The sequence below is a fragment of the Gallibacterium sp. ZY190522 genome (assembly GCF_054166015.1).
Genome location: NZ_CM135118.1, coordinates 1,629,675 through 1,643,844 on the forward strand (window position 1 = coordinate 1,629,675; position 14,170 = coordinate 1,643,844).

Here is a 14,170-nt window from a genome sequence, read left to right on the forward strand (position 1 = left end):
CCTTATTCAGCTCGGAAGCCATTCAAGCGATTCATCGCTTTTTCGACTCCCTCTTTTATTAAAATATCAATACAACTTTCTGCTTCATCCAACGCTTTATCAATTAAGCGTTGATCCTGCGGAGCCGGTTTGCTCAACACATAACTCGCCACCAAATTTTTATCGCCGGGATGCCCGATACCGACACGAAGGCGGTAAAAGTTTTTATTATTCGCCAACTGCGCAATAATATCTTTCAAACCGTTATGACCGCCGTGTCCGCCACCAAGTTTCAACTTCACACTACCAGGAGGTAAATCCAGCTCATCGTGAATAACCAAAATTTCTTCCGGCAAAATACGATAAAAATTCGCCAATGCACCAACTGATTTTCCACTTAAGTTCATAAAAGTAGTCGGCACCAACAATCGAATATCCTTGCCTGAAACAGTTGTCATTGCAGTTTTACCGAAAAATTTATTCTCCTCTTTTAAGCTGACATTAAAACGGCGTGCCAAACGAGTAATCATCCATTCACCTGCATTATGCCGTGTATCTTGATATTTACTGCCTGGATTTCCCAACCCTACAATTAATTTTATTTTTGCCACAATTCTTACCCTGTCGCTAAAATGGGCTGCTATTTTATGCAAAAACCCCTTTTTCTACAATCACAATCACGATTGATCATTTATCGGACGCAGTGAAATTTCTCCAATAGAAAAACTAAGTTGTTGATTATCTTCCGTATTCAACAATAGTTCCCCTTTATCATTTATTCCCTGCTCTATCCCAATAATGAATTGATTTTCCAATAATAATTTCACTTTCTTTTGATAAAATGCATCATATTGTCGCCATTGCGAAATAAAAGCCGATAATCCTTCTTGTTCAAACAAGGCTAATGCCCGTGCTAGATGTTGAATTAATTTAACAATCAATAGGTTACGATTTATATTTCTCTGCTTACTAATCATTGCAATTGGTTGATCTACTACAAATTTTTTCGGCAAATTGACATTTAAACCTAAACCGATTACCACCTGATTTTGTGCTAAATGCGGATTATGTTTCATCTCAATCAAAATCCCACCCAACTTTTTGCCATCTAACCAAATATCATTCGGCCATTTTAACTGAACTGAATGTAAGTTAAGTTCGGTCAATGCTTGAGCTACCGCCATTCCAACCGCCAAACTCAAGCCAGAAATATCACAATTTGTTGAGAAAATACGGTAGTAACTCATTATCACCTGTCCGGCAAACGGCGATAACCACTGACGACCACGCCGACCACGTCCAGCAAATTGATATTCCGCCAAGCAGACACTGTTATTTGATAATTTAGATAAATTGTTTAATAAATATTGATTGGTAGAATCAATCACAGGTTGGATAAGCAACTGTTGTTGTGGCAAATTTTTTGTTAAAAACTCACTGTCCAGCACCTCTGCCGAAGCTAGCCAATAACAACCGTCCGCTTCACAACAAATTTCTATTCCTTGTTGTTCCAATTGCTGCAAATCTTCCGCAAGTTGTTGTTTTGTTATGGATAATTCTTGGCAAAGATCAGTATAAAAATGTTTTTTACCATCTGATAATGCGGACAATAACGCAATCATTCCTTTTCCTTCCAATGCAAAATGGCGACAAAACACGTATAATACACCGCATTTGTCTTTATCTCTATCGCTTATGCCATTAGATAAACCGCTATGCTGCGATAACCTTCACTAAGGAAAACGAATGAATCGTGTATCTCAAACAATGTTAGTGCCGCACAGTGCCGAACAGATGTATCAGCTTGTGAATAATTATCAACGTTATCCTGAATTTTTACCCGGCTGTATTTCAGGCAAAACCTTATATCAACAAGGAAATGAATTGGATGCAGAACTGATTGTCAGCAAAGCCGGCATTCGTTTAGCCTTTACCACGCATAACACAATGCAACTGAATCAGTCGATACAAATGAAATTAGTGGAAGGTCCATTTAAACATTTAAATGGAGAATGGCGTTTCCTTGAGTTGGATGAATACAGCTCACAAATCAGCCTACAATTACAATTTGCTTTTTCTAATGCGTTAGTGGAAAAAATGTTCGGTAAAATTTTTCAACAACTCACTTCACAAATGGTACAAGCCTTCAAACAACGTGCAAAGGAGATTTATCGTGTCTAACATTAATGTAGAAATTGCGTATGCTTTACCTGATCACCATTTTTTAAAAAAAATTCAAGTCACCGCAGGCAGCAATTTGCAAGCTGCGATTTTGCAATCAGGTGTTTTACAGATCTATCACGATATTGATCTTCGTAACAATAAAGTCGGTATCTTCGGGCGTTTAGCCAAGTTAACCGATATCATACAGGAGGGAGATCGGATTGAGATCTATCGTCCTTTATTGGCTGATCCGAAAGAGATTCGCCGCAAACGTGCCGCCGAACAAGCCGCGCAACAACAAGCCAAAAAAGCACAAACAAAATAATTAGGAATGCCGTTATGACACACGCTTTTTGTTTACCCACAACCATTAATGCCGAAACTTTTCTCCGTGATTATTGGCAGAAAAAACCGCTTTTAATCCGTCAAGGTTTGCCACAAATCATCGGAATGTTTGAACCGCAAGATATTATCGAATTGGCACAAGATCCGGATGCAACCGCGCGTCTTATCCGCACCGATATGGTACAGAATCAAGCGCAATGGCAACTGAAAACCAGTCCGCTATCAGCACAAGATTTTAGCAATCTGCCGGAGAAATGGTCGGTATTAGTGCAAAATTTGGAACAGTGGTCTCCGGAATTAGGCAAGTTATGGCAGGCTTTCGCTTTTATTCCTCAATGGCAACGGGATGATATTATGGTTTCTTTTGCGCCCAAAGGTGGCTCGGTCGGCAAGCATTATGATGAATATGATGTTTTTCTGGTGCAAGGCTATGGTGAACGCCGTTGGCAACTGGGCAAATGGTGTGATCCTTCAACTGAATTTAAAGCCAATCAACCGATTCGCATTTTTGATGATATGGGGGAGTTAATTTTTGATGAAGTGCTACATCCTGGTGATGTGCTTTATGTACCGTCTCGCCTTTCTCATTACGGTGTTGCCGAAAGTGATTGTTTGACTTTTTCTTTCGGGTTGCGTTATCCGAATGCTGCTGATTTGCTGGAAAATTTGTGCAAAACGATTGAACATCACAGCGAACAAATCAATAGCAGTGACTTTGCTATTCCCTTCCGTTTATCACCGAAACCACAGCCGAATGGCCAATTAAATAGTGAGTCTGTTGCCAACTTTAAACAGCATTTGTTGGATTTATTGGCTAATTCAAACCAATTTGATGCCTTATTACAACAGGCTGTAGCACAAACCGTCAGCGCGCGCCGTTATGATTTATTACCAACGAACGCAGAGTATTATCCAGATGAGCTGCTCGAAATGTTGCAAGCTGGCGACAGACTCAGTCAAGATGCGAACTGCAAAATTACCTATACCGATAACGGCAATATTTTCATTAATGGTGAATGGATTGATGAGTTAAGTGAAATAGAACAAACACTTTTGGCAGATTTTGCCAATGGTAAATCACTTGATTGGCAACGTTTACAAAAACTTTCCGCTGACATTTCTCTCGATTTATTATTAGACAGTCTATGCGATTGGCTCGACAGCGGTTGGCTTCTATTAGAGAGTGTTGATGATGTTTAACCGTGAAAGCCAACCAACAATTTATTCCATTAGCCAATTAAATCGCCTTGCAAAAGAGATCTTGGAACAAGAGTTGGGAAGCCTATGGCTGAGCGGTGAGATTTCTAATTTTACACAGCCAGTTTCTGGACATTGGTATTTTACACTGAAAGATAAAAATGCTCAGGTACGTGCGGCGATGTTTCGTATGCGTAATTTACGCGTTAATTTTAAACCACAAAATGGAATGCAAGTTGTAGTGCGTGCCAATATTAGTTTGTATGAACCGCGTGGTGATTATCAGATTATTGTGGAAAGTATGCAAACTGCCGGCGAAGGGCTGTTACAACAACAGTTTGAACAATTAAAAATGAAGTTGGCAGCTGAAGGTTTATTTGCTCAGCAATATAAAAAAGAGATTCCAGCACATTGTCGAAAAATAGGCGTTATTACCTCCGCTACTGGTGCAGCATTACACGATATTCTACAGATCCTACGTCGCCGAAATCCCGTGCTTGAAGTGATTATTTATCCAACTTTAGTTCAAGGAAAAGAAGCTGCTCAAGATATTGTCGCTAGTATCAAAATCGCCAACATCCGCCAAGAGTGTGATGTATTAATCGTAGGTCGTGGTGGCGGTTCACTTGAAGATCTCTGGTGCTTTAACGAAGAAATTGTTGCCCGAGCTATTTTTAGCTCACAAATTCCAATTATCAGTGCTGTCGGTCACGAAACCGATGTAACAATAGCAGATTTTGTTGCCGATTTACGTGCATCAACACCATCGGCTGCAGCCGAGTTATTAAGCCGAGATCAAAAAGAACTTTGGCAAAAAATTGATTATCTACAACAACGTTTAGAAATTGGTTTTACTTATAAACTCAATCACTCTATCCAACGATTAGAACGTTTACAATTACGATTAAAAAATCAACATCCACAAGCCAGATTACAACTGCAACAGCAACAATATCTCTATTTGCAACAGCGTTTAAAACAAGCGATTTCTAACTATTTACAACGCCGTCAACAATCACAAATATCATTATCTAAACGGATTTCACAGTTACCGTTAACATTAAAAATTGAAACGCAACAGCAAACGGTTAACCAATGGGAAGTTCGCTTACATACAGCAATAAACACATTTATACAGCAGAAAAAACATAAATTAGCCAATCTTGGTGGTCGTTTAGATAACATCAGTCCATTAAAGGTATTACAACGCGGTTATACTGTTACCACATCAATGAATACAGAGTTAATCGACAGTATTAAACAGGTAACAATCGGGCAAGAAATCATCACTCGAACTGTTGATGGCAAATTGATCAGTCAAATTACTCGAATTGAACCATTACCGGGCAGAAAAATCTAAAGACAAGTATTATTTCTGCCATAATAGGAAGCATTATGACAAAAGCCTATTACCAAATTGCCCTACTGTTTAATGCCAACAAAGTTTATGATCGTGAAGTGATGGCAGGTATCGGTGAATATATTCAAACCTCTAAAACAGCGTGGAATGTCTTTCTGGAGGATGATTTTATTCATCGAGAATTAAATCTAGATCAACGCCATTTGGACGGTATTATTGCAGATTTTGATAACCCGGAGTTAGTACAAAAATTACAGCATTGTCCTATACCGGTTGTAGCGGTTGGCAGTTCCTATCAAAATCCTCAACATTATCCGCAAAATGTTCCCTATATCGCCACTGATAACGACGCTATTTTACAAGTAGCATTTGAACATTTGCAACGAAAAGGCATCAATCATTTTGCTTTTTACGGCTTACCCAATCCTGGTTTTCAACACTGGTCAAATGAACGCCGAATGGCATTTGAACGCATAATGAAAAACAACAATTATCAACCGGAAATCTATCTTGGACAAGAAACACACGCTGATAATTGGCAACAAGCTCAACAACAACTTAGTGAATGGATTACTGCATTACCAAAACATACCGGAATCATTGCCGTAACCGATGCACGTGCTAGACATCTGTTACAAACTTGTGAGCTGCTGGATATTCCCGTACCTGATCAACTCTGTATTATCGGAATTGACAACGAAGAATTAATTCAAGCATTTTCTCGTGTTTCACTTTCATCAGTCGTACAAGGCACTAAAAATATGGGTTACCAAGCGGCAAAGTTGTTACACGCTCAATTAGAAAATCGCCCGATTAAACAATACCAATATTTAATTCCACCATTACGCATTGAATCTCGTACTTCAACTGACTATCGTTCAATTCAGGATCCTTTAGTCATTCAGGCGTTGCATTACATCCGTGTTAATGCTTGTTCTGGCATTAAAGTCGAGCAAGTTTTGGATTATGTTAAGGCTTCTCGTTCTAACCTAGAAAACCGTTTTCGTATTGAAACTGGCAAAACAATTCATCAAATATTGCATAATGAAAAAATGAACAAAGCCAAGCAGCTACTGACAGATACGGATATTGCTATCCAAGAAATTGCAGAAGTATGTGGCTATCCTTCCGTACAATATTTCTATTTTGTATTCAAAAAAGAGTTCAACCAAACGCCAAATGAATATAGATTGCAAAAATCACGCTAAATACCTCTAAATAAGTAGAAAAATAAATTGTATAACTTATTGATTAATATAATTTAATTACCTATAAATAGGTATTAATAATAACTTACCTCCTATTTTTGCCACAATCGTGTAAAACTTTTTGATTAATCTCAAAAAAACAGCATAAAACCTTAGAAATTATAGCATTATTTGATAAAGTAACTTTTATTTACGGCTTATTTTGTCTTTCTCTTTTCTGTATAAAGTATAGACAATTGTTAGCTTTTTGTTATGTGAATAACTTTATGTTGGGGTAATTATCGTGAGAACTTTAAAACAAGCATTGTTTGTAATGCTAGCTGGAATAGCAACTATAAGTGCTATGTCCGCTTCTGCTGAAGATAAAACAGCTAATCCGGTACCGGATCAGAATCAACTGAATAATGACAAATTCAAAGATATGAAATTTGACATTGATAAAGTTGCCGTTCGCAATGACCTTTTTGCAGAAAAATATCCACTTCAATATCAATCTTGGTTAGGTACCAGCCAATCTGAAGAAATTGGTGATGCATTAGCTGAAGATCCTCGATTAGTAGTGCTTTGGGGAGGTTATCTGTTTTCATCAGAATATAATCATCCCCGCGGTCACTATTATGCGGTAACCGATGTACGTAATATCTTGCGTACAGGTGCTCCAAAAGATGAAAACAGTGGACCTCAACCAGCTGCTTGTTGGACTTGTAAAAGCCCGGATGTTGCTCGTTTAATTACTGAAAAAGGCGAAGATGGCTATTTCGGTGCAAAATGGGCAAAATGGGGTAACGAAATTGTTAATCCTATTGGTTGTGCCGACTGCCACGATACTAATTCAAAAGAGTTCGCTGAAGGTCAACCAGCTTTACGCATTGCTCGTCCACACGTTTTACGCGCTTTAGATAAGATTGATTGGAATTTTGAACGTTCCGATAAAACCGATAAACGCGCTGCCATTTGTGCTAACTGCCATGTTGAATATTTCTTCGCCGGCGACAAAAAAATCGTTACTTTCCCTTGGCAGAACGGTGTAAGCGTTGAACAGATGGAAAAATATTATGATGATCTCCAATTTAAAGATTGGACACACTCTCTATCCAAAGCACCAATGCTAAAAGCCCAGCATCCTGATTTTGAAACTTGGACGATGGGAATGCACGGTAAAAATGGAGTGACTTGTGTTGATTGCCATATGGCAAAACAACAAACCGCAGATGGACGAGTATTTACTAACCACAACATTGGCAATCCGTTCGATAACTTCCAAAATACCTGTGCCAATTGCCACGATCAAAGCAAAGAAAAACTACAAAGTATCGTTAATTCACGCAAAGAACGTGTACAATCTACAATGATCAAACTTGAAGATCAACTTGTTCACGCTCACTTTGAAGCAAAAGCTGCTTGGGATGCTGGTGCAACTGAAGCAGAAATGAAAGATGCTTTACAAGATATCCGTCACGCACAATGGCGCTGGGATTACACCTCAGCCAGCCACGGATTCTATATGCACGCTCCTGAAGTGGCTTTGGAAGTATTAAGTTCCGGTTTGGATAAAGCAGCAGATGCTCGTCGTAAATTGGCAGTTATTCTGACCAAACATAACGTAAAACAACCGGTTGCTATTCCTGATATTTCTACTAAAGAAAAAGCACAGGCTGCAATGGGCATTGATATTGAAAAACAGAAACGTGAAAAAGAAGAGTTCTTAAAAACGGTTGTACCTCAATGGGATAAAGAAGCTAAAGAGAAAGGTTTATTACCTGCTGATGCAAAATAAATTTTGGTCCGGTTGCTCATTATGAGCAACCGCTTAAATCAGGATTTCCTTGAGGATAAGAAAATGAGTTTTTATATGTCTTTTAAAAAAGTGCTGTTTGTTACGGCTTCTCTGCTGCTTGCCGTTAATGTTTCGGCACAGGAAACAAGTAACACAAAGGGTGCAAATACGTTAAGTTACCAACCGCAGTTGGAAAATCAACGTGATCCGAATCAATACTGTGCGAAATGTCATAAATTTAATGATCAACAATTTCACGGCACCCACTTGAGCAAGTTAAACCCGAATAACGGCAAGCCGATTAATTGTGTCAGCTGTCACGGTAAAATTTCCGAAGATCACCGTCGTGGCGTGAAAGATGTGATGCGTTTCCACGGCGATATTTTTGACGGCAAAACACCGATGTACACCGTTCAGGAACAGAACCAAGTCTGTTTCGCTTGTCATCAACCGGAAAAATTACGGGAAAAATTCTGGGTTCACGATGTTCACGCAATGAAATTGCCTTGTGCAAGCTGCCATACATTACACCCGGAACACGACGCAATGAAAGGTATCGAACCGAAACAACGCGTTAAATTATGTGTCGATTGCCACGGTAAACAACAGGCGCTTCGTGAAGAAAAACAGAATCAAGCGAATAAGGAAAAATGATGAATTGTTCACGCCGTAACTTTGTTTCGGGTATGAGTGCATTGATGTTGGTTGCCGGTACCAGCAATAAAACCTTGGCGGTTGCACTCTCCGAAGAAAAAAATAAACGCTACGGAATGCTGCACGATGAACGCAGCTGTATCGGTTGTACCGCCTGTATGGATGCTTGTCGTGAAGTCAATCAAGTTCCTGAAGGCGTTTCCCGCTTACAAATTATTCGTAGCGAACCTTATGGGGAATTTCCGGATGTGGAATATGAATTTTTCCGCCATTCGTGCCAACACTGCAGCAATGCCCCTTGCGTTCACGTCTGCCCGACCGGTGCTTCATTCATTGATGCCAAAACCGGTATTGTCGATGTGAATAAAGATTTATGCGTAGGTTGTCAGTACTGTATTGCCGTCTGTCCTTATCGCGTTCGTTATATCAATCCGATTACCAAGGCAGCGGATAAATGTAACTTCTGTCGCGATACCAATTTGGCAAAAGGTAAACTGCCTGCTTGTGTGGAATCTTGTCCAACGAAAGCGTTAACCTTTGGTGATTTGAATGATCCTCATAGTGAAATCAATAAAAAAATTCACCAACAGCAGGTTTATCGCACCAAAGTGGAATTAGGCACGGAACCTAACTTGTATCACATTCCAAGTAAACACGGGGAGATCAGACGATGAACAGTCCTTTTCATTTTCCATCCCTCGTGTGGGATGAAATTATTGCGATTTACCTTTTCTTATTAGGTATTTCCGCCGGTGCAACAATGATTGCGGTATTGCTCAAACGCAGCGGTATCGCCGGCAATCATCCCAGTGAAAATAATATTATTCGCTGTGCCGCCATTATTGCACCGACAACATTGCTGTTAGGTTTAACCATTTTGATTTTCCATTTAACTAAACCTTGGACTTTCTGGTATTTGATGTTCAACTACCACCACACTTCTATTATGTCGATGGGGGTAATGCTGTTCCAAGTTTATATGGTATTTCTGCTTTTATGGTTAGCCTTTATCTTTAAAACATTAGTGGCTCAACTTATTAACCGCTTTTTGCCGAAACTCGCTTTTATCAATAATATTATTGAGAAATTAGAGCGTTTCTGTTCGCCGGTGGAGATTATCCTAATTTTCCTTTCCGTGTTATTAGGTGCTTATACCGGTTTCTTGTTATCGGCATTAATCAGTTATCCGATGTTGAATAATCCGGTTCTGCCGGCGCTATTCTTGGCTTCCGGCACCTCTTCCGGTATTGCGGCATTAATGATTACTTCATTGCTCTTTACCAAAGAAAGCACCCATTCACCGGCCTTGAATTTCGTCCATAAGTTTGAATTACCGGTGGTATTAATTGAAGCATTTCTACTTTTTGCATTCTGTATCGGATTATTCCTTGGAGGCGGTCAAAAAACGGTTGCACTTTATAATGCAATCGGCGGTGGTTTTTGGTCTTATATTTTCTGGATAGGTTTAGTTGGAATTGGCTTAATTGCCCCATTATTCCTTAATGCAGTCGCACCAGAAACAGTAAAACATCGCAAAGGGTTTATACTCTTTGTTGCCGGACTAAGTTTATTCGGCGTACTTTGTTTACGTTTTTGGGCATTATATGCAGGACAAATGACACTTGCCTAAAATGCAAAAGCCTATAAGCTTCGACCTACTTCCGTTACAAGAAGTAGGTCATATTTTAATACTTATTTTCTGCCAATAATTAAAAATGTTGCCTGAACTTGGATTTTTAAGTTTACTCATTGTTGTTGCTTTAACCTTTTGTTTAGCTTTTATACCAGCTTACGGTCTATGGCGAAACAAACACGCTTTCGCACAATTGGCTTATCCGTTAAGCATTCTCTATGCTATTTTCTGTACGATAACGCTGATGGCGTTAGCCTATGCCTTTGCGACTAATGATTTTTCACTTGAATATGTCGCGCAACATTCTAATTCCAACCTGCCCTTATTTTATAAGATTGCTGCAACTTGGGGTGGGCACGAAGGTTCAATGCTGTTTTGGCTCTTTTCACTTTCGCTCTGGACAGCACTGTTTGCCCGTTATAACCGTCACAACGATCAGCGTCTTGTTATCTCAACGCTGGTGTTAATGGGAATGATCAGCTTTTGTTTTGCGGTTTTTATTCTATTTTTATCTAATCCTTTCAATAGGTTATATCCAATTCCACTTGAAGGACGTGATCTCAATCCAATGCTGCAAGATATTGGTTTGATCATTCATCCGCCATTGCTTTATCTTGGTTATGTCGGTTTAGCGATCAATTTCTCATTGGTTATTACTGCTTTAATTTATCAAAAATTTAATGCCGCATTCGCACGATTATGCCGTCCTTGGGTTCTAGCGTCTTGGGCATTTTTAACTATTGGCATTGTATTAGGTTCTTGGTGGGCTTACTATGAACTCGGTTGGGGTGGCTGGTGGTTTTGGGATCCGGTAGAAAATGCTTCATTGATGCCGTGGTTAATCGCCACTGCACTGTTACATTCACTTATTATCTATGAGAAACGAGGAATTTTACTCTATTGGGTGGTATTGCTCTCAATTTTTGCCTTTTCCTTGAGTTTATTGGGGACATTTATTGTTCGTTCAGGCGTCTTAGCATCGGTACACGCATTTAGCATTGATCCGCAACGCGGACACGCTTTATTAACAATCTTTCTGCTGTTCACTTTATGTGGACTATTATTATTTGCTTTACGTATCAAAGAGTTACATTCAATAGCCAGATTTGAGTTATTCTCCAAAGAATCTGCATTTTTATTCGCCAATATTTTATTCAGCCTTGCAACATTTATTGTTTTCATCGGCACATTTTATCCAATGATCTACCATATGTTAGGTTGGGGAACAATTTCTGTCGGTACGCCTTATTTTAACCGGCTCATCGTGCCATTAATTTTTATCCTTATGATATTAATGCTATTTTCGCCATATTTACACTGGCAAAAACTCCCATTTTCGTCAATTAAAAAAGTCACTTTATATCTGTTTCCAGCAGTAGTCATTACATCCTTTCAAATACTGGTAGAGCAGAATTTCAACTTCTCTTTACCTTCAATTTGGGCATTTATTAGTCTAAGTTTGGCTTGGTGGTTGCTACTCAATACTCTCTGTTCTTCGCAATGGAAAAATAAAAAACAATGGTCAATGCGCTTGGCACACTTAGGCATTGCTATCAGTATTATCGGTGGCACAATGAGTAACTATTATGCCAAAGAAATTAGCGTTAAAATGTCTCCCGGCGACACACAAACATTGCATAATTATCAATTCACTTATCTTGGTTTCCGCAATGAAATTGGTCCAAACTATACCGCAGAACGAACGTTTTTCGTGATTAGTCAACAGGACAGTCTCATTGCTGAGATAAGTGCTGAACGTCGCTATTATGATGTGCGTACAATGAATATGAGTGAAGTGGGGATAAAATGGGGATGGTTATCCGATCTTTACATCGTAATGGGAAATAAAATTTCAGCAAATGAATTTGCATTCCGCTTGCACTACAAGCCCTATATCCGTTGGTTATGGTTTGGCGGATTATTAGCAATGTTGGGAGGTTTTATTGCCGTTTGGAACGCTAGAAAACCAAAACTAAAAGGTGAAAAATGAAACGTTGGTTACTCTTTACTCCAGCACTTTTTATTTTAGCATTAGCTCTCACCCTATTTTTAGGAATCAGCCAAGATCCATTGCAAAAAATGAAATCACACCTCAATAAGCCGTTGCCGCCATTTTCCTTGCTTGATTTACACGATCATCATCGCTATTGGCAGAATCAAGATCTGCCACAAAATCAAGTTTTCCTGATCAATATTTGGGGTAGCTGGTGTCAATTTTGCAAACAGGAGTTCCCTTTATTGAAGAAAATAGCGCAACAACATCAACTACCGATTGTTGGTATTAATTATTTAGATAAGCAAGAAAATGCGGTGCAAACATTACAGCAGCTTGGCAATCCATTCACTATCAATGCCTTCGATAATAAAGGAATGTTTGCAGCAGAATTGGGTATCAACGGTGCGCCTTATACCTTTATTATCGATAAAAATGGGAAAATACGTTATTTTTTTGAAGGTGGTGCGATTAATGAAACGATTTGGCAGCAACAAATGTTACCGTTAATTCAACAATTACAAGCGGAAAAAGGATCATCTTTGAGGAGTTTTTAATGAAAAAATTACTATTTTTATTGCTCTGCTTTACTGCTTTTACACACGCTGAAATCGTTGAAACTTTTCAATTTAATTCGGAAGAAACGCAACAACGAGCTATTTCGTTAGCAAAAACATTACGCTGCCCACAGTGCCAAAATCAGAATTTAGTTGAATCCAATGCTGATGTCGCTACTGAATTGCGCTTGGAAGTTTACACGATGGTCAATCAAGGAAAAAGCAATGATGAAATCATCCAAATAATGACACAACGCTTCGGTGATTTTGTGCGTTATGATCCGCCTTTTACATCAAATACTTTTTTGCTTTGGTTGATTCCATTTGTTGCTGGCATTATTGCCTTGTTATCTTCACTGTTTTATTTAAAAAAGAGAAGAGAAACCATATTAGATCCACAACAAAAAAAGAGTATAGAGACTTTTCTACAACAACGGGAACAGAATGGCTAATTTAGTTTTTTTCGCAGGTGTAGTCGTTTATCTACTGATTTTAGTCGTTATTTTTTATTTACATTCTCCGACCGAGAGTGAGGATCGACATAATCAAAAACTAAATAATCAATTATTACAACAACAATTACAACAATATAAATTTAAGGAAAATGAAGCACTTGCCAATGAAATTGTCTATCGATTTATGCAAGATCAGAAAGATGAAGAAATTGCTAACAGTATGGCTGACTATTCTAAAAAAATTGCTTGCGGTATTGGTGTGATTATTCTAGTTGTAATGGTTGGCTATTATTTATATAGCGGTAGACTACAAACACTTAATCAGCAACAGAATACACAACAAACAGAAAATAGAGAAACAACTACAGTAAGCCTTAATGAAGACAATATTATTGCTATTCAGAATAAAATTCGTACTGATCCAAATAATGGTGAAAATTGGTATGAATTAGGTTTAGCTTATGCACAAAATAATGAATTTAGCAATGCTATCGAATCGTACTCTCGTGCAACCGTATTATTGGGTAGAAAACCTTATATTTTAGGTGCTGCTGCTACTGCACTTTATTATAAAGATCAACAACATATATCATCTCAAGCACAACAATGGCTAGATGAAGCATTACAGCTTGATGCAGAAGATACCGCTTCTTTATTATTATTGGCAAATGATGCTTTTAGGCAGGCTCATTATGATTTAGCGATTAATTACTGGCAAAAAGTGTTAGACAGTCATCGAAAAGTGGATCGTAAACTATTGATCAACCTTATACAAATCGCCCAAGAGAAACAAAAATTAATAAAAAAATAGTTGCAGTCGAAAAACTGCAACTATGCCAAAATTTATGA

15 protein-coding genes are annotated in these 14,170 nt (G+C 38.5%); 13 read left to right on the forward strand and 2 right to left on the reverse strand.

All coding sequences use genetic code 11. The features are described 5' to 3' along the window. Positions 1-2 precede the first annotated feature (2 nt). Positions 3-590 (reverse strand): aminoacyl-tRNA hydrolase, encoded by a 588-nt coding sequence (gene pth, locus ACXPAV_RS07930; protein WP_458003174.1) that lies wholly within the window; start codon positions 588-590, stop codon positions 3-5. Positions 591-656: 66 nt separating this feature from the next. Continuing rightward, a complete protein-coding gene (birA, locus tag ACXPAV_RS07935; protein ID WP_458003175.1) occupies positions 657-1,601 on the reverse strand; it encodes a bifunctional biotin--[acetyl-CoA-carboxylase] ligase/biotin operon repressor BirA in 945 nt (314 codons plus the stop codon). A 124-nt stretch (positions 1,602-1,725) separates the two neighbouring features. Between birA and ACXPAV_RS07940 the strand changes: the two genes are divergently transcribed. The 13 genes from ACXPAV_RS07940 to ACXPAV_RS08000 all read left to right on the forward strand — a co-directional run bounded on the left by ACXPAV_RS07940 (position 1,726) and on the right by ACXPAV_RS08000 (position 14,132). Further along, positions 1,726-2,160 (forward strand): type II toxin-antitoxin system RatA family toxin, encoded by a 435-nt coding sequence (locus tag ACXPAV_RS07940; RefSeq protein WP_285097682.1) that lies wholly within the window; start codon positions 1,726-1,728, stop codon positions 2,158-2,160. Beyond that, positions 2,150-2,467, forward strand: coding sequence for an RnfH family protein (locus tag ACXPAV_RS07945; RefSeq protein ID WP_432419502.1), 318 nt, complete (start codon positions 2,150-2,152; stop codon positions 2,465-2,467). The genes ACXPAV_RS07940 and ACXPAV_RS07945 overlap by 11 nt, the downstream gene beginning before the upstream one ends. Positions 2,468-2,481: 14 nt before the next feature. Beyond that, entirely contained in the window at positions 2,482-3,687 is a 1,206-nt protein-coding gene (locus ACXPAV_RS07950) for a JmjC domain-containing protein (RefSeq protein WP_458003176.1), read from the forward strand. Continuing rightward, positions 3,677-5,044: an exodeoxyribonuclease VII large subunit gene (gene xseA, locus ACXPAV_RS07955; protein WP_458003177.1), complete on the forward strand. Its 1,368-nt coding sequence runs from the start codon at positions 3,677-3,679 to the stop codon at positions 5,042-5,044. The genes ACXPAV_RS07950 and xseA overlap by 11 nt, the downstream gene beginning before the upstream one ends. A 35-nt stretch (positions 5,045-5,079) precedes the next feature. Further along, a complete protein-coding gene (locus ACXPAV_RS07960) occupies positions 5,080-6,252 on the forward strand; it encodes a XylR family transcriptional regulator (protein WP_458003178.1) in 1,173 nt (390 codons plus the stop codon). 283 nt (positions 6,253-6,535) lie between these two features. Next, the gene (gene nrfA / locus ACXPAV_RS07965) at positions 6,536-8,029 is read left to right on the forward strand and encodes an ammonia-forming nitrite reductase cytochrome c552 subunit (protein ID WP_458003179.1); all 1,494 of its coding nucleotides are present in this window, start codon (positions 6,536-6,538) and stop codon (positions 8,027-8,029) included. Positions 8,030-8,092: 63 nt separating this feature from the next. Further along, on the forward strand, positions 8,093-8,683 hold the full coding sequence (nrfB, locus tag ACXPAV_RS07970) for a cytochrome c nitrite reductase pentaheme subunit (RefSeq protein ID WP_458003180.1): 591 nt from the start codon (positions 8,093-8,095) through the stop codon (positions 8,681-8,683). Further along, positions 8,680-9,357 (forward strand): cytochrome c nitrite reductase Fe-S protein, encoded by a 678-nt coding sequence (gene nrfC / locus ACXPAV_RS07975; RefSeq protein WP_026210921.1) that lies wholly within the window; start codon positions 8,680-8,682, stop codon positions 9,355-9,357. Before nrfB ends, nrfC begins: the two co-directional genes overlap by 4 nt. Continuing rightward, positions 9,354-10,313 (forward strand): cytochrome c nitrite reductase subunit NrfD, encoded by a 960-nt coding sequence (gene nrfD, locus ACXPAV_RS07980; protein WP_458003181.1) that lies wholly within the window; start codon positions 9,354-9,356, stop codon positions 10,311-10,313. Before nrfC ends, nrfD begins: the two co-directional genes overlap by 4 nt. An 85-nt stretch (positions 10,314-10,398) precedes the next feature. Continuing rightward, on the forward strand, positions 10,399-12,306 hold the full coding sequence (locus tag ACXPAV_RS07985) for a heme lyase CcmF/NrfE family subunit (protein ID WP_458003182.1): 1,908 nt from the start codon (positions 10,399-10,401) through the stop codon (positions 12,304-12,306). Beyond that, complete coding sequence (locus ACXPAV_RS07990) at positions 12,303-12,866, forward strand: DsbE family thiol:disulfide interchange protein (protein WP_458003183.1); 564 nt, start codon at positions 12,303-12,305, stop codon at positions 12,864-12,866. Before ACXPAV_RS07985 ends, ACXPAV_RS07990 begins: the two co-directional genes overlap by 4 nt. Continuing rightward, entirely contained in the window at positions 12,866-13,318 is a 453-nt protein-coding gene (gene nrfF, locus ACXPAV_RS07995) for a heme lyase NrfEFG subunit NrfF (RefSeq protein WP_458003184.1), read from the forward strand. The genes ACXPAV_RS07990 and nrfF overlap by 1 nt, the downstream gene beginning before the upstream one ends. Continuing rightward, positions 13,311-14,132 (forward strand): TPR domain-containing protein, encoded by an 822-nt coding sequence (locus tag ACXPAV_RS08000; RefSeq protein ID WP_458003185.1) that lies wholly within the window; start codon positions 13,311-13,313, stop codon positions 14,130-14,132. Before nrfF ends, ACXPAV_RS08000 begins: the two co-directional genes overlap by 8 nt. Positions 14,133-14,170 lie beyond the last annotated feature (38 nt).

Coding starts and splice junctions, on each gene's coding strand:
- ACXPAV_RS08000 (WP_458003185.1), top strand. CDS start 13,311: ATGGCTAATTTAGTTTTTTTCGCAGGTGTAGTCGTTTATCTACTGATT.
- ACXPAV_RS07940 (WP_285097682.1), top strand. CDS start 1,726: ATGAATCGTGTATCTCAAACAATGTTAGTGCCGCACAGTGCCGAACAG.
- birA (WP_458003175.1), bottom strand. CDS start 1,601: ATGATTGCGTTATTGTCCGCATTATCAGATGGTAAAAAACATTTTTAT.
- nrfF (WP_458003184.1), top strand. CDS start 12,866: ATGAAAAAATTACTATTTTTATTGCTCTGCTTTACTGCTTTTACACAC.
- ACXPAV_RS07950 (WP_458003176.1), top strand. CDS start 2,482: ATGACACACGCTTTTTGTTTACCCACAACCATTAATGCCGAAACTTTT.
- xseA (WP_458003177.1), top strand. CDS start 3,677: ATGATGTTTAACCGTGAAAGCCAACCAACAATTTATTCCATTAGCCAA.
- ACXPAV_RS07985 (WP_458003182.1), top strand. CDS start 10,399: ATGTTGCCTGAACTTGGATTTTTAAGTTTACTCATTGTTGTTGCTTTA.
- nrfD (WP_458003181.1), top strand. CDS start 9,354: ATGAACAGTCCTTTTCATTTTCCATCCCTCGTGTGGGATGAAATTATT.
- nrfB (WP_458003180.1), top strand. CDS start 8,093: ATGAGTTTTTATATGTCTTTTAAAAAAGTGCTGTTTGTTACGGCTTCT.
- nrfC (WP_026210921.1), top strand. CDS start 8,680: ATGATGAATTGTTCACGCCGTAACTTTGTTTCGGGTATGAGTGCATTG.
- ACXPAV_RS07960 (WP_458003178.1), top strand. CDS start 5,080: ATGACAAAAGCCTATTACCAAATTGCCCTACTGTTTAATGCCAACAAA.
- ACXPAV_RS07990 (WP_458003183.1), top strand. CDS start 12,303: ATGAAACGTTGGTTACTCTTTACTCCAGCACTTTTTATTTTAGCATTA.